Source organism: Algibacter sp. (assembly GCF_049667265.1).
Taxonomy (GTDB): domain Bacteria; phylum Bacteroidota; class Bacteroidia; order Flavobacteriales; family Flavobacteriaceae; genus Algibacter_B.
In genome coordinates this window covers 1-16,442 of sequence record NZ_JBATHX010000426.1, presented here as the reverse complement: position 1 = coordinate 16,442, position 16,442 = coordinate 1, and the positions used below count along the sequence as shown (strand labels likewise).

11 protein-coding genes and 1 tRNA gene are annotated in these 16,442 nt (G+C 31.1%); 11 read left to right on the top strand and 1 reads right to left on the bottom strand.

Annotated features, from left to right (window positions below; genetic code table 11):
* The first annotated feature begins 148 nt into the window (after positions 1 to 148).
* From trxA to WBN21_RS14880, 4 genes are all read left to right on the top strand, one after another.
* Positions 149 to 466 (top strand): thioredoxin, encoded by a 318-nt coding sequence (trxA, locus tag WBN21_RS14895; protein ID WP_424197962.1) that lies wholly within the window; start codon positions 149 to 151, stop codon positions 464 to 466.
* A gap of 146 nt (positions 467 to 612) precedes the next feature.
* On the top strand, positions 613 to 1,155 hold the full coding sequence (locus tag WBN21_RS14890; protein WP_424201647.1) for a ClpP family protease: 543 nt from the start codon (positions 613 to 615) through the stop codon (positions 1,153 to 1,155).
* Positions 1,156 to 1,253: 98 nt separating this feature from the next.
* The gene (locus tag WBN21_RS14885) at positions 1,254 to 2,183 is read left to right on the top strand and encodes a DUF58 domain-containing protein (RefSeq protein WP_424201645.1); all 930 of its coding nucleotides are present in this window, start codon (positions 1,254 to 1,256) and stop codon (positions 2,181 to 2,183) included.
* A gap of 79 nt (positions 2,184 to 2,262) precedes the next feature.
* A tRNA-Asp gene (locus WBN21_RS14880) sits at positions 2,263 to 2,336 on the top strand.
* Between the two features lie 256 nt (positions 2,337 to 2,592).
* On the opposite strand, the gene WBN21_RS14875 is transcribed toward WBN21_RS14880, so the two are convergent.
* The gene (locus tag WBN21_RS14875) at positions 2,593 to 3,366 is read right to left on the bottom strand and encodes a hypothetical protein (RefSeq protein WP_424201643.1); all 774 of its coding nucleotides are present in this window, start codon (positions 3,364 to 3,366) and stop codon (positions 2,593 to 2,595) included.
* A 538-nt stretch (positions 3,367 to 3,904) separates the two neighbouring features.
* Here WBN21_RS14875 and glgP point away from each other — a divergent pair.
* From glgP to WBN21_RS14840, 7 genes are all read left to right on the top strand, one after another.
* Positions 3,905 to 5,545 (top strand): alpha-glucan family phosphorylase, encoded by a 1,641-nt coding sequence (gene glgP / locus WBN21_RS14870; RefSeq protein ID WP_424201641.1) that lies wholly within the window; start codon positions 3,905 to 3,907, stop codon positions 5,543 to 5,545.
* Positions 5,546 to 5,842: 297 nt separating this feature from the next.
* Positions 5,843 to 9,412, top strand: a complete 3,570-nt coding sequence (locus tag WBN21_RS14865) for a PAS domain S-box protein (RefSeq protein ID WP_424201639.1) — start codon at positions 5,843 to 5,845, stop codon at positions 9,410 to 9,412.
* 41 nt (positions 9,413 to 9,453) lie between these two features.
* The gene (locus WBN21_RS14860) at positions 9,454 to 11,589 is read left to right on the top strand and encodes an ATP-binding protein (RefSeq protein WP_424201637.1); all 2,136 of its coding nucleotides are present in this window, start codon (positions 9,454 to 9,456) and stop codon (positions 11,587 to 11,589) included.
* Between the two features lie 83 nt (positions 11,590 to 11,672).
* Positions 11,673 to 12,044: a response regulator gene (locus WBN21_RS14855; protein WP_424201635.1), complete on the top strand. Its 372-nt coding sequence runs from the start codon at positions 11,673 to 11,675 to the stop codon at positions 12,042 to 12,044.
* A gap of 1 nt (position 12,045) precedes the next feature.
* A complete protein-coding gene (locus tag WBN21_RS14850) occupies positions 12,046 to 15,399 on the top strand; it encodes a sigma 54-interacting transcriptional regulator (RefSeq protein ID WP_424201633.1) in 3,354 nt (1,117 codons plus the stop codon).
* Positions 15,400 to 15,580: 181 nt separating this feature from the next.
* A complete protein-coding gene (locus tag WBN21_RS14845; RefSeq protein ID WP_424201631.1) occupies positions 15,581 to 15,991 on the top strand; it encodes a hypothetical protein in 411 nt (136 codons plus the stop codon).
* A gap of 11 nt (positions 15,992 to 16,002) precedes the next feature.
* Positions 16,003 to 16,442: hypothetical protein (locus WBN21_RS14840; protein ID WP_424201629.1), on the top strand; the 440-nt coding region annotated here is incomplete at its 3' end.

Genomic DNA, 16,442 nt, shown 5'->3' with positions numbered 1-16,442 from the left:
GACCCTTGTGGTTGCGCCCAAAAAATTAAGATAAAGCTAGCTAATAACATCATAGGCAAAACAAATTGTTGGATTGTAAGTTTTCGAGTTTTTTTTGACTAAATTTGTGTTGTTAAAATGAATTAAGAACATATTAAATATAAATATTATGGCATTAGAGATTACAGATGCAACGTTTGAAGAAACGGTATTAAAAAGTGATAAACCAGTTTTGGTTGATTTTTGGGCTGCTTGGTGTGGACCGTGTAGAATGGTTGGACCAATCATTGAGCAAATTAGCGAGGAGTATGAAGGTAAAGCGGTTGTAGGTAAGGTTGATGTTGATGCTAACCAAGAATTTGCTGCTAAATATGGTGTGCGTAACATACCAACGGTTTTGGTTTTTCAAAACGGTGAGGTAGTTGGTCGTCAAGTTGGTGTAGCACCTAAAAATGCTTATACAGAAGCTATTGACGGACTTTTATAGTCATTAAATAAAAAGAATATTAAAAAGGTTTGCCGTAATGGTGAACCTTTTTTTATTTTAGATGAAAATTAAAATATGAAAGTTGAAACGGTTACTGAACCTTTTAACTTATAAAATAATTAAACCACCGAAAATTTTAAAATAATATGAGTGAATATAAAAAAATTCAAGATGCTATTGATAGCAAATTAATAGAACAACGCAAAGTGTTTTTATGGGGTCAGGTTGATGATGATTCGGCAAAACATGTGGTAGATCGCTTAATGTATTTAGACGCTTTAGGAACCTACGATATTACACTTTATATTAACAGTCCGGGTGGTTATGTAACTTCTGGTTTTGCTATTTACGATTGTATAAAATCGTTAAATAGTCAGGTGTCTACAGTTTGTACAGGATTTGCGGCGTCTATGGGGTCGTTGATTTTATCGGCTGGTGCAAAAGGGAAACGTTTTATTCAAACCCACGCACGTGTTATGATTCACCAACCAAGTGGAGGTGCTCGCGGACAAGCTAGTGATATTGAAATTACAGCAAAAGAAATAATAATTACTAAAGAGTTAAGTGCGCAAATATTAGCTGATAACTGCGGACAAACTTTTGAAAAAGTAATGAAAGATTTTAACCGCGACCATTGGATGGGTGCTCAGGAATCTGTGGCTTATGGAATTGTTGATGGAATTATCTAGAAAAAGAACCATAGAAAAGAGAAAAAAGACAAATTTTAATGAGGTTATTGGTCTTGGTTCTTGATTCTGGTAGCAAAGCAGTCTAGCATCTAAAAAAAATGAATTTACAGAGCGAACTAAATAAAGCAGAAGGTTTTAAAAATCTTGAGTTACTTGCAAAACAAGTAGTTGAGGGTTTTATTGCTGGGATGCATAAAAGTCCGTTTCATGGGTTTTCTGCTGAGTTTGCGGAACATAAAATTTATAATCAAGGAGAAAGCACGCGTCATATCGATTGGAAACTGTTTGCCAAAACAGATAAACTGTATACAAAACGCTATGATGATGAAACCAATTTGCGGTGTCATATTATTTTGGATAATAGTAGTTCCATGCATTACCCGAAATTAGATTCGTTTTCGATTGATAACTTAAACAAAATTGGGTTTTCGGCATTGGCAGCAGCTGCTTTAATGCAAATTTTAAAAAAGCAACGTGATGCGGTTGGTTTAAGTATTTATAGTGATAATTACGATTACTATGCGCCAGAGAAGGGAAGCGAACGTCATCATCAAATGTTATTAAATCATTTGAGTGAGGCCGTTATTTCAAAACCTTTAAGCAAGCAAACGGAAACCTATAAGTATTTACATGAAATTGCAGAGAAAATTCATAGGCGTTCTATGATTTTTCTGTTTACTGATATGTTTCAAACATCGGAAGATGAGGCGAAGTTATTTGAGGCCTTACGTCATTTAAAATACAATAAACATGAAGTTATTTTGTTTCATGTCTTTGATAAAAAGAAAGAACTGAATTTCGAATTTGATAATAAACCAAAACGTTTTATTGATGTTGAAACTGGCGAGTATATCAACTTGTATGCAGATTCAATAAAGGAGAGTTATAATAAATCGGTTGCTGACTATTTTGAAGCCTTACGGTTAAAATGCGCACAGTACAAAATAAAATATGTGGAGGCTGATATCAATAAAAATTTTAATAACATCCTCACAACCTACATGATAGAGCGCCAAAAATTTTCTTGATGAAAATTTTCTATAAAAAATAGAAAAAAGATTTGAGATATAAAAAAAGGCGTGTATATTTGCACCGCAATAATGCAACGGTCTGGTAGTTCAGTTGGTTAGAATGTCGCCCTGTCACGGCGAAGGTCGCGGGTTCGAGTCCCGTCCAGACCGCAAAAAATTGCAAAAGAAAGCTCTGAGAAATTAGGGCTTTTTTTGGTAATTATAACGATGTTGTGTTGATCACGCCAAAAGCGTGATGTAGTTATACCAAAGCAATTTGGTATTCCAATGGAAAGCTTTCCTTTTTTCTGTGAAGAAAATCGGGATGCTTTTTTGTTTTAAGGCTGTTTGAGTTTATATATCAGGGTTTATAATAAAAAAACCCGAATGAAAATCACTCGGGTGGAATTATTTATTGTTTGTTAAATTAAATTATAAATTCATATTTTTCTTCTCCAAGTACAACTTTGAGTGTAATTACACCATTCTTAATGAAACCCTTCACGTCAAAATTTATTTCAGTAGTTGACTCTCTACAATTTTCTCCTTGAACTGGATATTCATTAGGTAGGCTATTTTGTGCATCAGTTAAAGTTGTTTTTATATGACCAAATCCATTGCTTTCAGGGTGAAAAGAATCTATTGGCCATATATCTATTTCACCATCTCCATCCAAATCGATTTTGTCAATTAACCCACTTATGCTCTGTTTAAAAAAACCAGTTCTATTTTCTTCACACCAGTTAGAATATTTTACCAATCCAACTCCAGTTGAAAAATCAACAATAAAAACTTTTGGTTGTTTAATGTTCCAAACGTGCTTACCATAATCACCCATAACATGGATTCTGTCTTCACCATTTATTGGATAATCCCATATCATTAATAAGGGTGTTCCTTCAATAAAAATTTGAGAAGTAACATAACCTTGTTCATTGAAAAAATTTGAATACACAGAAGTCCAGAATGGCTTTGCATCTTTATCGCCACTTTTTTTATTAAGTGTACTGTTTAAAGGTTGTGATTTAATAAAATCAAAAGCATTAATTTTATTAAAAGCATAAGCATTAATTACTTCAGATTTAAGAATTTCATCAGGCAAAATAGTTTGCTCTACACTTTCAATTGGTTCGTCTTTACTACATGACACGGCTACAAAAAGTACCGCGAGTAACATTAAATAAATTGTTTGTTTTTTCATAATTGGTTGGTTTTAGATTAATTAATAATATTATTAACTTGAAATATTAATCAATGTAAAGCAATGCAGTGGGGATGCATTTTGTTTTAAAACCTTATATATGCCAAGGTTTCAACAAATTAATTTGAGAAAGTTATTAGGGAAGTGAACTATAAGGTAGTGAAAATTAATTAAAGCAGAGGATATAGAAATAAAATAAAGTAACGTATGTCCTTAATATTTAGATTTTTAGAGAATTAAATATGTTGTGTTAACCCAATTTAATTACAGGTTGTTTTTGTTGTTGAACCCATGCAACGCTTTCCTTTTTTCTTCATAGAAAATCGGGATGCTTTTTTGTTTTAGAGACATCTTACCTTTTCGTTTCAGCTTTAATAAGTAAAAAAAAGCATTTTGTTTTATTTGCTGACTTAGGTCATAAAATATTAAAATCTAGTAAATTTATAGGCATTATAAATTAGTATTTACTTCATGTATAATAGATAATAAAACATTCATTTTGTTTATATTTAACGTTTAATTTTTTAAAAACATTTTTATGGAAAATATATATAGTAAATGGTATCACCCTTATAAACCAGCAAAAAAGTATAAAAAGAAAGTCGCATATTTTAGTATGGAGTTTGGTATAGATCAGGCTTTTAATATTTACTCTGGTGGTCTTGGTTTTTTAGCAGGTTCGCACATGCGTTCTGGTTTTGAATTAAAACAGAATATGATAGGTGTTGGTATGCTTTGGAAGTATGGATACTACGACCAAGCAAGAAATGAAGACCAAACATTAAGACCAGAATTTAATGAAAAACATTTCGACTTTTTAGAAGATACAGGAATAGAAGTTGAAATTAAGCTTCACGATAATCCACATGTAAAAGTTAGAGCTTATGTTTTAAAGCCCGAAATTTTTGGAACCGTACCCATGTACTTTTTAAGTACTGATATTGACAGTAACGACCATTTAACAAGAACGATTACAAATCATTTGTACGATCAAAATCCCGTAACAAGGGTGTCTCAAAGTATTGTATTAGGTATTGGTGGCGCTAAAGTTGTGGAGGCTTTAGGCGGTGCAGATACTTACCATTTAAACGAAGGACATGCCTTGCCTGCTTTTTATTACTTGCGCGATCAAGGGGTAACAAAAGATCAAATGGTTTTTACAACACATACACCTGAAAAAGCGGGAAATGAAGAGCGAGATGCTAGGCATTTAAATAGATGTGGGTTTTTTGGTAGAAACTATTCGGATAACGAGCTTCATAAAGAAATGGTAAATGAAGGGATGATTAATTATACCGTTTCTGCATTGCGAATGGCGAGAAAGGCAAATGGAGTTTCAAAACTACATGCTATTGTTGCCAATGATATGTGGAAAGACTATGATGGTATATGTGAAATTATTCCAATTACAAATGCTCAAAATCAAAAATTTTGGCAAGATGAAAATATTAAAAAGGCTTGGACTAAAAAAGATGTAAAGGCTTATAAATCAAGAAAAACAGAATTAAAAAGGGAGTTGTTTGACGAAGTATACAAACAAACTAAGAAGAAATTTGACCCAAATGTGCTCACTTTTGTGTGGGCAAGACGATTTGCAGCTTATAAAAGAGCAGATTTACTGCTTCATGATTTTAATCGTTTTAAAAAATTAATTTCAAATAATAAATACCCAGTTCAAATTATTTGGGCAGGAAAACCTTATCCTTTTGATTACAGTTCTATTGATATGTTTAATCATTTAGTATATCAAGCTAAGAATGAGCCAAATCTTGCAGTATTAGTTGGTTATGAAATTGATTTATCTAAGAAGCTAAAATGCGGATCGGATATTTGGTTAAACACACCGCGTATTACTCGTGAAGCTTCAGGTACAAGTGGTATGACGGCAGCCATGAATGGTTCTGTAAATGTGTCAACTAATGATGGTTGGATTCCAGAATTTGAAAAAGACGAAAAAAACTGTTTCGTTTTACCCGCCTTAGATCATAAATTACCAACCTGGGATCAGGATCAAATAGATACCAATAACCTGTATGATATTCTAGAACAGAAAGTGATTCCAACATTTTATGATAACCCAGATAAATGGCAGAACATTGTTTTTAAGGCTATGGATGATGTGATTCCTGAATTTACAACACAAAGAATGGCCGATGATTATTACATGAAATTATTTTAAAATAAAACTCAAATTTTAAAAAATTTGGACCATTAAAGCAATCCTTTTTTTCTGTAAAGAGAATCAGGATGCTTTTTTGTTTTATATGGTTTATTACTGCGGTTAAATATTAATATTGAAACAAATAAAATTCAATTTTAAATTGGAGTTGAAATTTTTAAACCGTATTATTTTGTAAGAATATTGTATCTTATAACATTTAATTAAAGAAATAGAATACTTGTCAATAATAATACAAGTTAGGATGTTATTTAAAACTTGGTTAAGGCCCTAATTATTTAACTAAATAGAAATTTTATGAACTTATTTATTACTGTTCTGCTTGAGTTTTTTCTTGTTACGTTTAGTATTCTAATATTATTTAAATATAGAGACAAATTAGGTTTAGCACCCCTTTATATTTTTTTAGGTTCAACGCAATATTTACAAGCAAATTTAGGAGGGTCATTTAGTTTTCATTTATTTGGCGAGTATGAGATTTATCCTGGCTCAATAATTTTATTTAGTGCCGTATTATTTGCCATATTATTAATTTATATTAAGTCAGGCGTGCCAAGTGCCAGAGCGCTAATCATTGGTATTATAACATCAAATATTATAATGACTTTGTTGTTTGAAATTACTACGTTTCAACAGGGAATAGATACTGGTGGCAATAACGCAACCTTCGATCCATATGCATATTTTGTTCTAAATTTTAAATATTTTTTAATTGGAACAGGTATCCTATTAATGGACTATTTATTACTTATAATTCTATACCAATACTTTATTTCAAAAATTAAAAAGCTGTCGTTCTTTTTAGTACTATTTATATCGCTGTTTACCATTTTAATTTTTGATGCGTTTGTGTTTAATTTCTTTTTATATTTTGGAACTCCAACATTTAAATCGTCATTAATAAGTCACCTTTTTGGAAAATCTATTGCCGCATTTATTTTTTCAATAATACTCTTTTTATATTTAAAATATTTCGAGAAGGATCAAACAAAATCAGAAGATTTTATTGCAGACCAAGACCGTGATATTTTGTCAATTATTAAATACAGACAAAGGTATTTAACCCTAAAGCAGGAAAAAAAGCAGGTTGAACTTGAGTTAACATCTCAATTAGAATCTACACTCCGCAATATTTCAGATGGTTTTGTTGCTCTAGATGCCAATTGGTGCTATACTTATCTTAATGAAAAGGCAGCAGAGTTTATTGGTAGAACACCAGAAAGTTTAATTGGAAAACATATTTGGACTGAATTTCCTGAAGGAAAAAATCTCCCTATTTATAAAGAATACAATAAAGCTTTTGAAACACAAAAAACGCTAAATTTTGAAGATTATTATGAGCCTTTAGATATGTGGTTTGAAAACAGGGTTTATCCATCTCCTAAGGGTTTAACCATTTATTTTACCGACATAACAGAGAAGAAAAAAGCAGATATTAATAACCAAATGTTACAGTCTTTAATTGAAACAAGCGACAGTTTTATAGGACTAGCTACTTTGGAAGGTAAGCCACTTTATTTAAACTCAAAGGGTAGGAAATTGGTTGGATTAAGTGAAAGTGAAGCGTTATCAGATTCAATAAAAGATTTTTTCCCAAAGGCATTCCAAGATGATATTTTAAATGAACAAATAAGCGAAATTTTTAATAAAAATATTTGGAAAGGGGAAATGGCGTTTAAGCATTTTAAAACCCAGAATAGGATTCCAATAGACATGTCTGGCTTTTTAATACGCGATGATAATTCGAATAAACCTATGGCAATAGGCATTGTGGCAACTGATATTACCCAGCGTAAACAAGCTAAAGAAAAATTAATAAAAAGTGAATCGTTGTTTCGGGAGTTAACTTCTAATGCACCAGTAGGAATTTTTCAAACAGATAAAGAAGGCTCGGTTAATTTTGTAAATGAAGAATGGCTTGATTATACGGGTCTGTCGTTTGATGAAGCACTAGGTTTTGGTTGGTCTAATGCCATTCATCCCGATGATAAAGAAAGAGTTGTAAAAGCTTGGCAACAATATGCCGAAATAGGAGGTGAATTTAAAATTGAATTTAGATTTCTGGACAAAAAAAATAACGTTAAATCGATGTCAACTAAGGCCGTGGAAACCTTTGATTCGAATAATAACTTGTATGGTTATATTGGAATGACCGTGGATATTTCGGAACGTAAAGAAGCTGAAGAACAAATTAAAACAACTAAAAATTATCTTGATAATATTATAAATAATATTGGTGACCCAGTATTTGTAAAAGATGCTACAAGCCATTTTCTTATAGCAAATGATGCTTTCTTGAAATTATTTAACCGAACAAAAGAAGAAATAATAGGTAATATTTTTGCCGAGGATGTTCCTCAAGAAGAAAGAGAAAGATATTCAAAAATTGATAAACAAGTAATTACAGAAGGCGTTGAGAACATATATGAAGATAGCATTACTAATAGTGACGGAGAAACGCGATATATTTCAACAAAAAAAACAAGATTTATTGATAGTAACGGCAATAAGTTTTTAATTGGTGTAATCAGAGATGTTACCGAACAAAAAAATGCTGAAAAACTAGCAATAGAAAGTAAAGAGTATCTCGATAAAATTATTAATAATTTAGGTGATCCTGTATTTGTAAAAAATGAGCAAAGTCAACTCATACTGGTTAATGATGCATTTTGTAAAATATTTCAGCTTACCAAAGCCGATATAACTGGAAAAACACTAGCTGAAAAAGTTCCTCAGGGTGAAAGGGAAAGTTTTTTAAGTATTGACAAACAAGTTCTTGAAACGGGTATTGAGAATGTAAATGAAGAAAGTATTACGATAGAAGGAAAAGAAACCCAAATAATAGCCACAAAAAAAACAAGGTTTATTGATAGTGAAGGCAATAAGTTTTTAATAGGAATAATTAGAGATATTACAGAGCGCAAAAAAGCAGAAAAGGAAATTCTTCAACTTGGAAATCGAAATACACGAATCATTGAAACCTCACTCGATGGATTTATATTAGCTGATACTACTGGAAAAATTTTGGATGTAAACCCTGCTTATGTTAATATGATAGGTTATACCCAAGATGAGTTGCTGACAATGAATATAAATCAGCTTGAAGATGCCTTAAATCAAACAGAAATAGAAGAAAGAATAAATGAAATGGTGAGTAAGGGATTCGCAAGGTTTAATTCCAATCACAAGAAAAAGAATGGGAAATTAATTGATTTAGACGTTAGCACTTTTACAATGCAGGTAAATGAACAACCGGTAGTTGCGGCATTTGTGAAAGATATAACTGAAAGTAAAAAATCCGAAATAGTAATAAAAGAAAGTATAGAAAAATATTCTAAAGCTTTTAATTCTAATGTTATTGGAAAAGGGATACTTAATAAAGAAAAAAGAATTATTGAAGTAAACGACACCTTGGCAAACATTGTAGGATTTAAAAGAGAAAACATGTTAGGGAAAACGGCTGAAGAAATTGGGTTATTCAATTTTGATGATCCAGCAAATTTGGAAAATGAAGCTATAATTTGGAGAGAGTTTAGTGAAAAGGGTTTTGTATCCAATATCGAATTAAAATACCTCATGAATGATGGAAAGGAGCTGTTTATATTACTCGCTTTACAAGCACTTCAACTAAATAATGAAGACCATGTTATGATCACTATTATTGATATTACAGAAAAGAAAAATGTTGAAACTGAATTAGATAAGTATAGAAATAAACTTGAAGAATTAGTTGAACAACGTACTGCAGAGGTTAATTCGAAAAATAATGAATTAGAACGTATGAATAAATTATTTGTAGGTAGAGAGCTAAAGATGAAAGAACTTAAGAATATTATTAAAGAGCTTCAGAATAAAAATGATGATTAAATTAGGCGTGAAAATATGGCATTCATTTAATTTGTTTTATTATGAAGCGTAGTGCAATATATCTTTTCTTTAAAAAACCATTGGTGGCTGGTTTCTCAATGTTTTTTGTGCTACTATTTATTATGCAATTTTTTGCTCATCAGAAATATCAATTAAATAAAAACAAGCAGCAATCAGAAATTGATAATGAGGTAAGTTTAATCAAGGAAAAGCTACAATCGTTAGTAATGTATAGCTATTCTGCAACCAAAACACTAGCTTATATAGTAGAGCACTACGGCATACCAGAAGATTTTGATCACATAGCCAATGACTTGTTGGAGCGACAAAAATATTTCGACGTTGTCGAGCTAGTAGATAGAGATGGTTTTATTACTCATGTTTATCCATTAAAAGATAATGAAGTTATAAATTTTAATATTTTTAAAAGTAACGAGGCTCTTAGTGGTGTACTTGCCACAATAAAAAGTAAAGATTTTTTTATTGCAGGGCCTGTTAACCTTAAACAAGGTGGGGTGGGAATGATTAGCAGACAACCTATTTTTATAGACAACAAGTTTTCAGGATTTTCCGCAGTTATAACTAAACTATCTACTTTTTTTAATGATTTAAATATTAATACTTCAAAAGATAGTCCTTTTATTTATCAGCTATCAAGGGTTAATAGCGAAACAGGAGAAGAGGATTTTTTCCTAGATAGTGATATGTCCAATTATAAAGCATTTGCAGTACCCATAGAAATGTCTTTTGGAGAATGGAAACTGTATGTTGTGCCCACACATAGCAAAATTAATCCTGCCCTATGGCTTGGCTTATTTGGATTTATGGTAGCAATTGCAGGAGGTTGGGGTGTTTGGTTTTTTGCAGGACAAAAAGCACGGTTAAATAGGTTGATTAATATTAAATTATTAAATCAAGAATCGCAATTAAAGTCAGTTTATGAAACCTCTAAATTGCAAATAGAAAGAAGTGAGGAAAATTTAAACCGCGCGCAACAAATTGCAGGTCTCGGCAACTGGGAGTGGGAAATCGAAAATGGTAAATTGTTGTGGTCCAAAGAAACGTTTAGAGTATTAGACAAAGATCCTAATAGTTTTGAACCCACACATCAAGCATTTCTTGATGCCATTCATCCAGATGATAGGGATTTTGTAAATAATTCCTTCACCGACACTTTAAAGAATAATAAACCGTATCAAATAACTTTTCGTTTATTATTTGATGATGAGCGCATTAAATATGTTGATGAAACCTGCGAAATACATTATGATGAAAATAAAGTGCCAAAAACAATCTTTGGGACAATACAGGATATTACGGAAAGAGTTAATAACGAAAAGGAATTACTAAATTATAAAACCAATTTGGAAAAGTTGGTGGATTTAAGAACCGAAGAACTCAATGATAGTAAAAATGCTTTATTAAATCTTCTAGAGGATATAAATTCACAATCTATTGAATTAGAAAAAGAAAAAGTAAAAGCCCAATCGGCCGATTTAATGAAATCCGCCTTTTTGGCTACCATGTCGCACGAGTTAAGAACACCAATGAATTCTATTATAGGGTTTACAGGAATATTATTAAAGGAATTTGCTGGGCCTTTAAATGACGAACAGAAAAAGCAACTATCCATGGTTAAAAATAGTAGCGAGCATTTATTAGGTTTAATAAACGATATTTTAGATATTTCTAAAATTGAAGCTGGGAAATTAAAAGTATCGCGCATGCCATTTGATTTTTTAAAAACCTTAGAAAAAACGATCACCTTCATTTTGCCTCAAGCTACTAAAAAAGGTCTTCTGATAAAATCAGAAATATCTGAAACAGAAATTACTATAAATAGTGATGAGCGCCGTGTGGAACAAGTATTTCTAAATTTGTTATCAAACGCAATTAAGTTTTCAAATCAAGGAACTATAACAGTAAAAGTTAATGTAAAGGATCATTTTGTTATTACTCAGGTAATTGATCCTGGCGCCGGAATAAGAGAAGAAGATATGAATAAATTATTTCAGCCATTTATTCAATTAGATGGCGGGATAAGCCGACCTCATGAAGGTACAGGTTTAGGTTTGGCTATTAGTAAAAATTTAATTGAGAAGTTAGGAGGTACTATTAAAGTAGAAAGTGAAATAGGGGTTGGAAGTAATTTTATTTTCACCTTGCCTTTAACTTAAATAGATTTTAAATAACAAAAATCGATTAAATAATATTTCTGTTTTTATTAATTTTAAAGGAATTTATAATAAAATTTAATGTCATGAAAGCAACTATTTTAATAATTGAAGATAATGAGCAAAATATGTATATGCTTTCCTATTTGTTGTCTCAAAATAATTATAAAATTCTTAAAGCCTATAACGGTATTGAAGGGTTAAGATTGGCACATGAAAACCATCCAGAAATTATTTTAATTGATATTCAATTACCAGATATGGATGGTTACGAAATATGTAATAAATTAAGTCATAATGGTTTGCCTAAAAGTACTGTAATTATTGCAGTTACATCTTATGCCATGGGAGGCGATAGAGAAAAAGCAATGGAGGCTGGCGCTGATGGGTATTTAGAAAAACCAATTAATCCTGAAACTTTTGTAAGTCAAATGGAAAGTATTGTAAATGCAAAATAAAATGATTAAAAAAACTATTTTAATAGTAGATGATACTTTTGAAAATTTATACCTGCTAAGAGTCATTCTTGAAGAAGCAGGTTATAATATTATTGAGGCTAATAATGGGAGCGAAGGCCTAATGAAACTTCATGAAAACCAGCATGTAGATTTAATTATTTCAGATATTTTAATGCCTATAATGGATGGTTATTTATTTTGTCAAGCATGTAAAAAAGAAGCATTGTTTGCAAAAATTCCGTTTGTTTTTTACACATCTACCTATACTGAAAAGTTGGATGAAGATTTTGCTCTAAAATTAGGCGCAGAAAATTTTTTAAGAAAACCAATAAACCATGACGAAGTTCTTGAAACAGTAAGCAAAATTTTTAACAGTAAAAAAACCAAGAAAACTCAATTAGAAAACACAAATATTACCGATGGTGAAGTTTTAAAACTTTATAGTGAACGACTAATAAATAAGTTAGAGCAAAAAAGCTTAAATCTCGGCTATGAAGTAATAGAACGTAAAAAAGCAGAACAACTATTAATACATAAAAATGAAATTTTAGATTTAATAGCTGTTAACACACCATTAAATAAAATTTTTGAAAAGTTAATTTTAAATTTTGAAGCTATTCATCCAAATTATTTTGGTTCAATAAGTCTGTTAAATGAGGATGGCGTGCATTTAAATTTAGCAACTGCTCCATCCATGCCTGAGCAATTTAATTTAGCCGTTAAAAAGGTTGTAGTAAGTGCTAAGGCAGGCTCTTGTGGTACTGCAGCATTTATTAAGAAGCCGGTAATTGTTTCCGATATAAGCACAGATGAACTATGGGTAGATTTTAGGGACATAGCGCTAAAACACAACTTAAAATCATGTTGGTCGCTACCAATAATATCAAAAAGTAACAACGTTTTAGGAACCGTCGCAATTTATAGTAAGGCTGTTAGTACGCCTTCTTTAGAAGAGGTTACCGAGCTAAATTTTGCGGTAAGCTTAGCGAAAATAGCCATCGAAAAATTTAGAGCTGCCGAAGAAATTAGAAAAAAAGATGAGTCCTATAAAACATTAATAGACCATGCTAGTGATGGTATTATGATTTATACCATGGATGGTGTCATTCATGAATTTAATGATGCTGCATATCAAGCTTTGGATTACACCAAAAGCGAGTTTTCTAAACTAAAATTGCAAGATTTAGTTGTTGGCGACATAATACAAGATAAAGATAATGCAGCAAAATTATTTAATGGTGAATCTCTTATTTTTGAAAGACAGTTTATTAAAAAAGACAAATCATTATTAGATGTTGAAATATCTTCAAAACTGCAAAAAGATGGAAGATTACTAGGTATAGCAAGAGATATTTCTGAAAGGAAGAAAAGCCAGTTGGAGATAAAATTAGCAAAAGAGTTTACAGACAAACTCATTATGTCCATGCAAGAAGGGTTAATTATTGTTAACCTTGAAGGGAAAATTATAATGGTAAATGATTCAACTTGCGAAATTCTTGGCTATTCAAAAGATGAATTAATAGGACTTGATTTACCGTATCCATTTGCAAAAATGGAAGATTTTGAGGAAATTTCAAAAGCCAATGAAAAAATAGCAGAAGGAAAAAATCTAGTGTTTAAGTTTGAATTTATCAGAAAAAATGGCGCTAAATTTTTGGCATCATTTGCAACTGGAAATATAAAAAATGGGAAAGGCGATGTAATAGCTCTATTTGGAACTATGAAGGATGTATCCGAAGAGGAAAAAGCAAAACAACTTCTTATAAAAAAGGCTGAAAAATCTAACCTTAAAAAAGAAGTTATACTTGAGTTAGCTAACCTAGTTGGAAAAGATTTTGGATCATCACTAAAAAAAATAACAACCTTAGCCGCAAAAACATTAAATGTTGGAAGAGTTGGTGTTTGGAGCTTCAATGAAACAAAGAGTGAAGCTAATTGTGAAAAGTTATTTATTTTAGAAAAGAATGGTTTTGAAAAGGGTTCTGTCTTAAAGCATGAGGATAATCCAAATTATTTTAATGCGTTAAGCAAAAACCAAACGATTCTTATTAAAGATGCACAAAATGATCCTATTACAAAACTTTTTTCAGAGAAATATTTAAAACCAAATAATATTACATCTCTAATGGATGTGTTTATTAATAGTGCAGATGGGTATTATGGTATTATTTGTTTCGAACATGTTGGAACACCATTGAGAAAATGGGAAGCAGACGATCAGGAGTTTGCAACATCCATTGCTAGTATTGTGTCTTTAGTGGTTGAAAGCAAAGAAAGAACTAAAGCAGAAAATAGCATTGTTAAAACCAATGAATTACTAGTTAAAGCTAATGCCGAATTAACGGATTTACGAAACCAGTTAGAGCAAGAAAATGTTTACCTAAGAAATGAACTAGATTTAGTATTTAACTACGAGGAAATGGTTTATGGTAGTGCAGAATTCAGCCATGTTTTATCTGAAGTTGAAAAAGTAGCACCCACCACGGCAACCGTACTTTTATTAGGGGAATCTGGTACAGGAAAGGAATTGCTGGCAAGAGCCATTCATAATACAAGCCATAGAAATAACAAGCCATTAATAAAAGTTAATTGTTCTGCAATACCAAGGGAGCTTATTGAAAGTGAATTGTTTGGACATAAAAAAGGGTCCTTTACAGGGGCGTTTAGTTCTAAAATTGGAAAATTTGAATTGGCTAATGGTGGAACTTTGTTTTTAGATGAAATTGGCGAGTTGCCTTTAGATATGCAACCTAAAATATTAAGGTTTTTACAAGAGGGTGAAATTGAGGTTGTTGGTGGAACAGAATTAAAGAAACTAGATGTTAGGGTTATTGCCGCTACAAATAGGAACCTTCTTGAAGAAATTGAAAAAAAACAATTTAGAGAAGATTTGTATTTTCGCCTTAATGTATTTCCAATTGTTGTGCCACCACTTAGAAAACGAAAAGACGATATTCCTTTATTAGTAGATCATTTTGTAGATAAGTTTAATAAGGCTTATGATAAACGAATTAAATTTATTTCTGATGATTCTATGAGTAAACTGGTATCCTATAATTGGCCAGGTAATATTCGAGAACTAGAAAATTTAATTGAAAGAGCTGCCATTTTATCTACTAATGAAACGCTTCTAATTCCAGGTTTCGAATCTGAAATTCAAAAATCAAAAATGACAATTAAAAGTATAGATTTATCTTTTGAAACTATACAGCGTAATCATATTCTTCAAGTGTTGGAACAATGTCATTGGAAAATTAGCGGAGCAAAAAGTGCTTCAGATTTATTAGATTTAAAGCCAAGTACCTTACGCGATAAAATGGCAAAGTTGGGAATCTCGAAACCCACTAAAAAATAACGGAATACCGTTTATTTTTAAAAACAGAACAAAGTACACACGGAATACCGTGTGTACTTTGTTCTGTTTTTATTTTTTAAAAAAGACATAACAATCTTATTATCACATAGTTAAAACATTATTTTTTAGGAAATATATTTATGGCATGTGAATTGTCATAAGAATTCGTAATAGAAATGTTATGAAAAACGAAATGATATTTGATAATGTAAAATTTTGGCTAGACCAACATATTATACATTGTAGTTTTAACGAAAAGTTTGACGATCGGATTCTGGATAATGACATTGAAAACCTTTTTATTGAAGTTATTACGGCACTTACAATCGGTAATTGTAAACCCATTTTAATTGATTTAACCCAAGTAAGTAATGTAAAAGCTTGTAGCTTATACAGGTTCATTTCTCGAAATTCCGAGTTAAAATCCTATGTTATTTCAAAATCATTTTTAGTTAAATCGATAAATATAAAATTATTGTTTAAGCTACTTAACATTGGAAATGATGGAGTAATTCCCGTTAAAATCAGCACCAATTTAAATAATGCAGTACAATACAGTAATGAAAAGTATTTAGAGTTTAACGCGTTTTAATTAAAGTAAATATGAGTGAAGGAATTATAAATGAAGGAATTATTATTTATGAAAATGCTATGTTTTGGACAGACGGTTCAGGGATTCTTTATAGCAAATTTAATAATATGGATTCCAATTCTAAACTAGATTATAAAAAGGCAAATCAATATATAGATGCTATTATAAAATTATGTGATGGCGAGCCCATGCCTTTTTTAATTGATGTAAGAGATGCACGCGGAACTTTTTCAATTGCAGCGGCAAAATTAATCGCGAATAATTTAGAATTAGTGAAATTACGAATTTCAGAGGCATTTCTAATTAACAGTATTGGAGTATCCCTTTTGATTACGGCATATAAGCGTATGTATAATCCAGTTACGCCATTTGGTGTTTTTAGAAACATGGAAGAAGCAAAAACGTATAGTTTAGAAACAAAAAATCAGTTTTATGGAAGTGTTCATGTTTA

Excerpts from the sequence above, each read along its gene's own strand:
- WBN21_RS14865 (WP_424201639.1), top strand. The coding sequence starts at position 5,843 with ATGAACTTATTTATTACTGTTCTGCTTGAGTTTTTTCTTGTTACGTTT.
- trxA (WP_424197962.1), top strand. The coding sequence starts at position 149 with ATGGCATTAGAGATTACAGATGCAACGTTTGAAGAAACGGTATTAAAA.
- WBN21_RS14885 (WP_424201645.1), top strand. The coding sequence starts at position 1,254 with ATGAATTTACAGAGCGAACTAAATAAAGCAGAAGGTTTTAAAAATCTT.
- glgP (WP_424201641.1), top strand. The coding sequence starts at position 3,905 with ATGGAAAATATATATAGTAAATGGTATCACCCTTATAAACCAGCAAAA.
- WBN21_RS14855 (WP_424201635.1), top strand. The coding sequence starts at position 11,673 with ATGAAAGCAACTATTTTAATAATTGAAGATAATGAGCAAAATATGTAT.
- WBN21_RS14850 (WP_424201633.1), top strand. The coding sequence starts at position 12,046 with ATGATTAAAAAAACTATTTTAATAGTAGATGATACTTTTGAAAATTTA.
- WBN21_RS14875 (WP_424201643.1), bottom strand. The coding sequence starts at position 3,366 with ATGAAAAAACAAACAATTTATTTAATGTTACTCGCGGTACTTTTTGTA.
- WBN21_RS14845 (WP_424201631.1), top strand. The coding sequence starts at position 15,581 with ATGAAAAACGAAATGATATTTGATAATGTAAAATTTTGGCTAGACCAA.
- WBN21_RS14890 (WP_424201647.1), top strand. The coding sequence starts at position 613 with ATGAGTGAATATAAAAAAATTCAAGATGCTATTGATAGCAAATTAATA.
- WBN21_RS14860 (WP_424201637.1), top strand. The coding sequence starts at position 9,454 with ATGAAGCGTAGTGCAATATATCTTTTCTTTAAAAAACCATTGGTGGCT.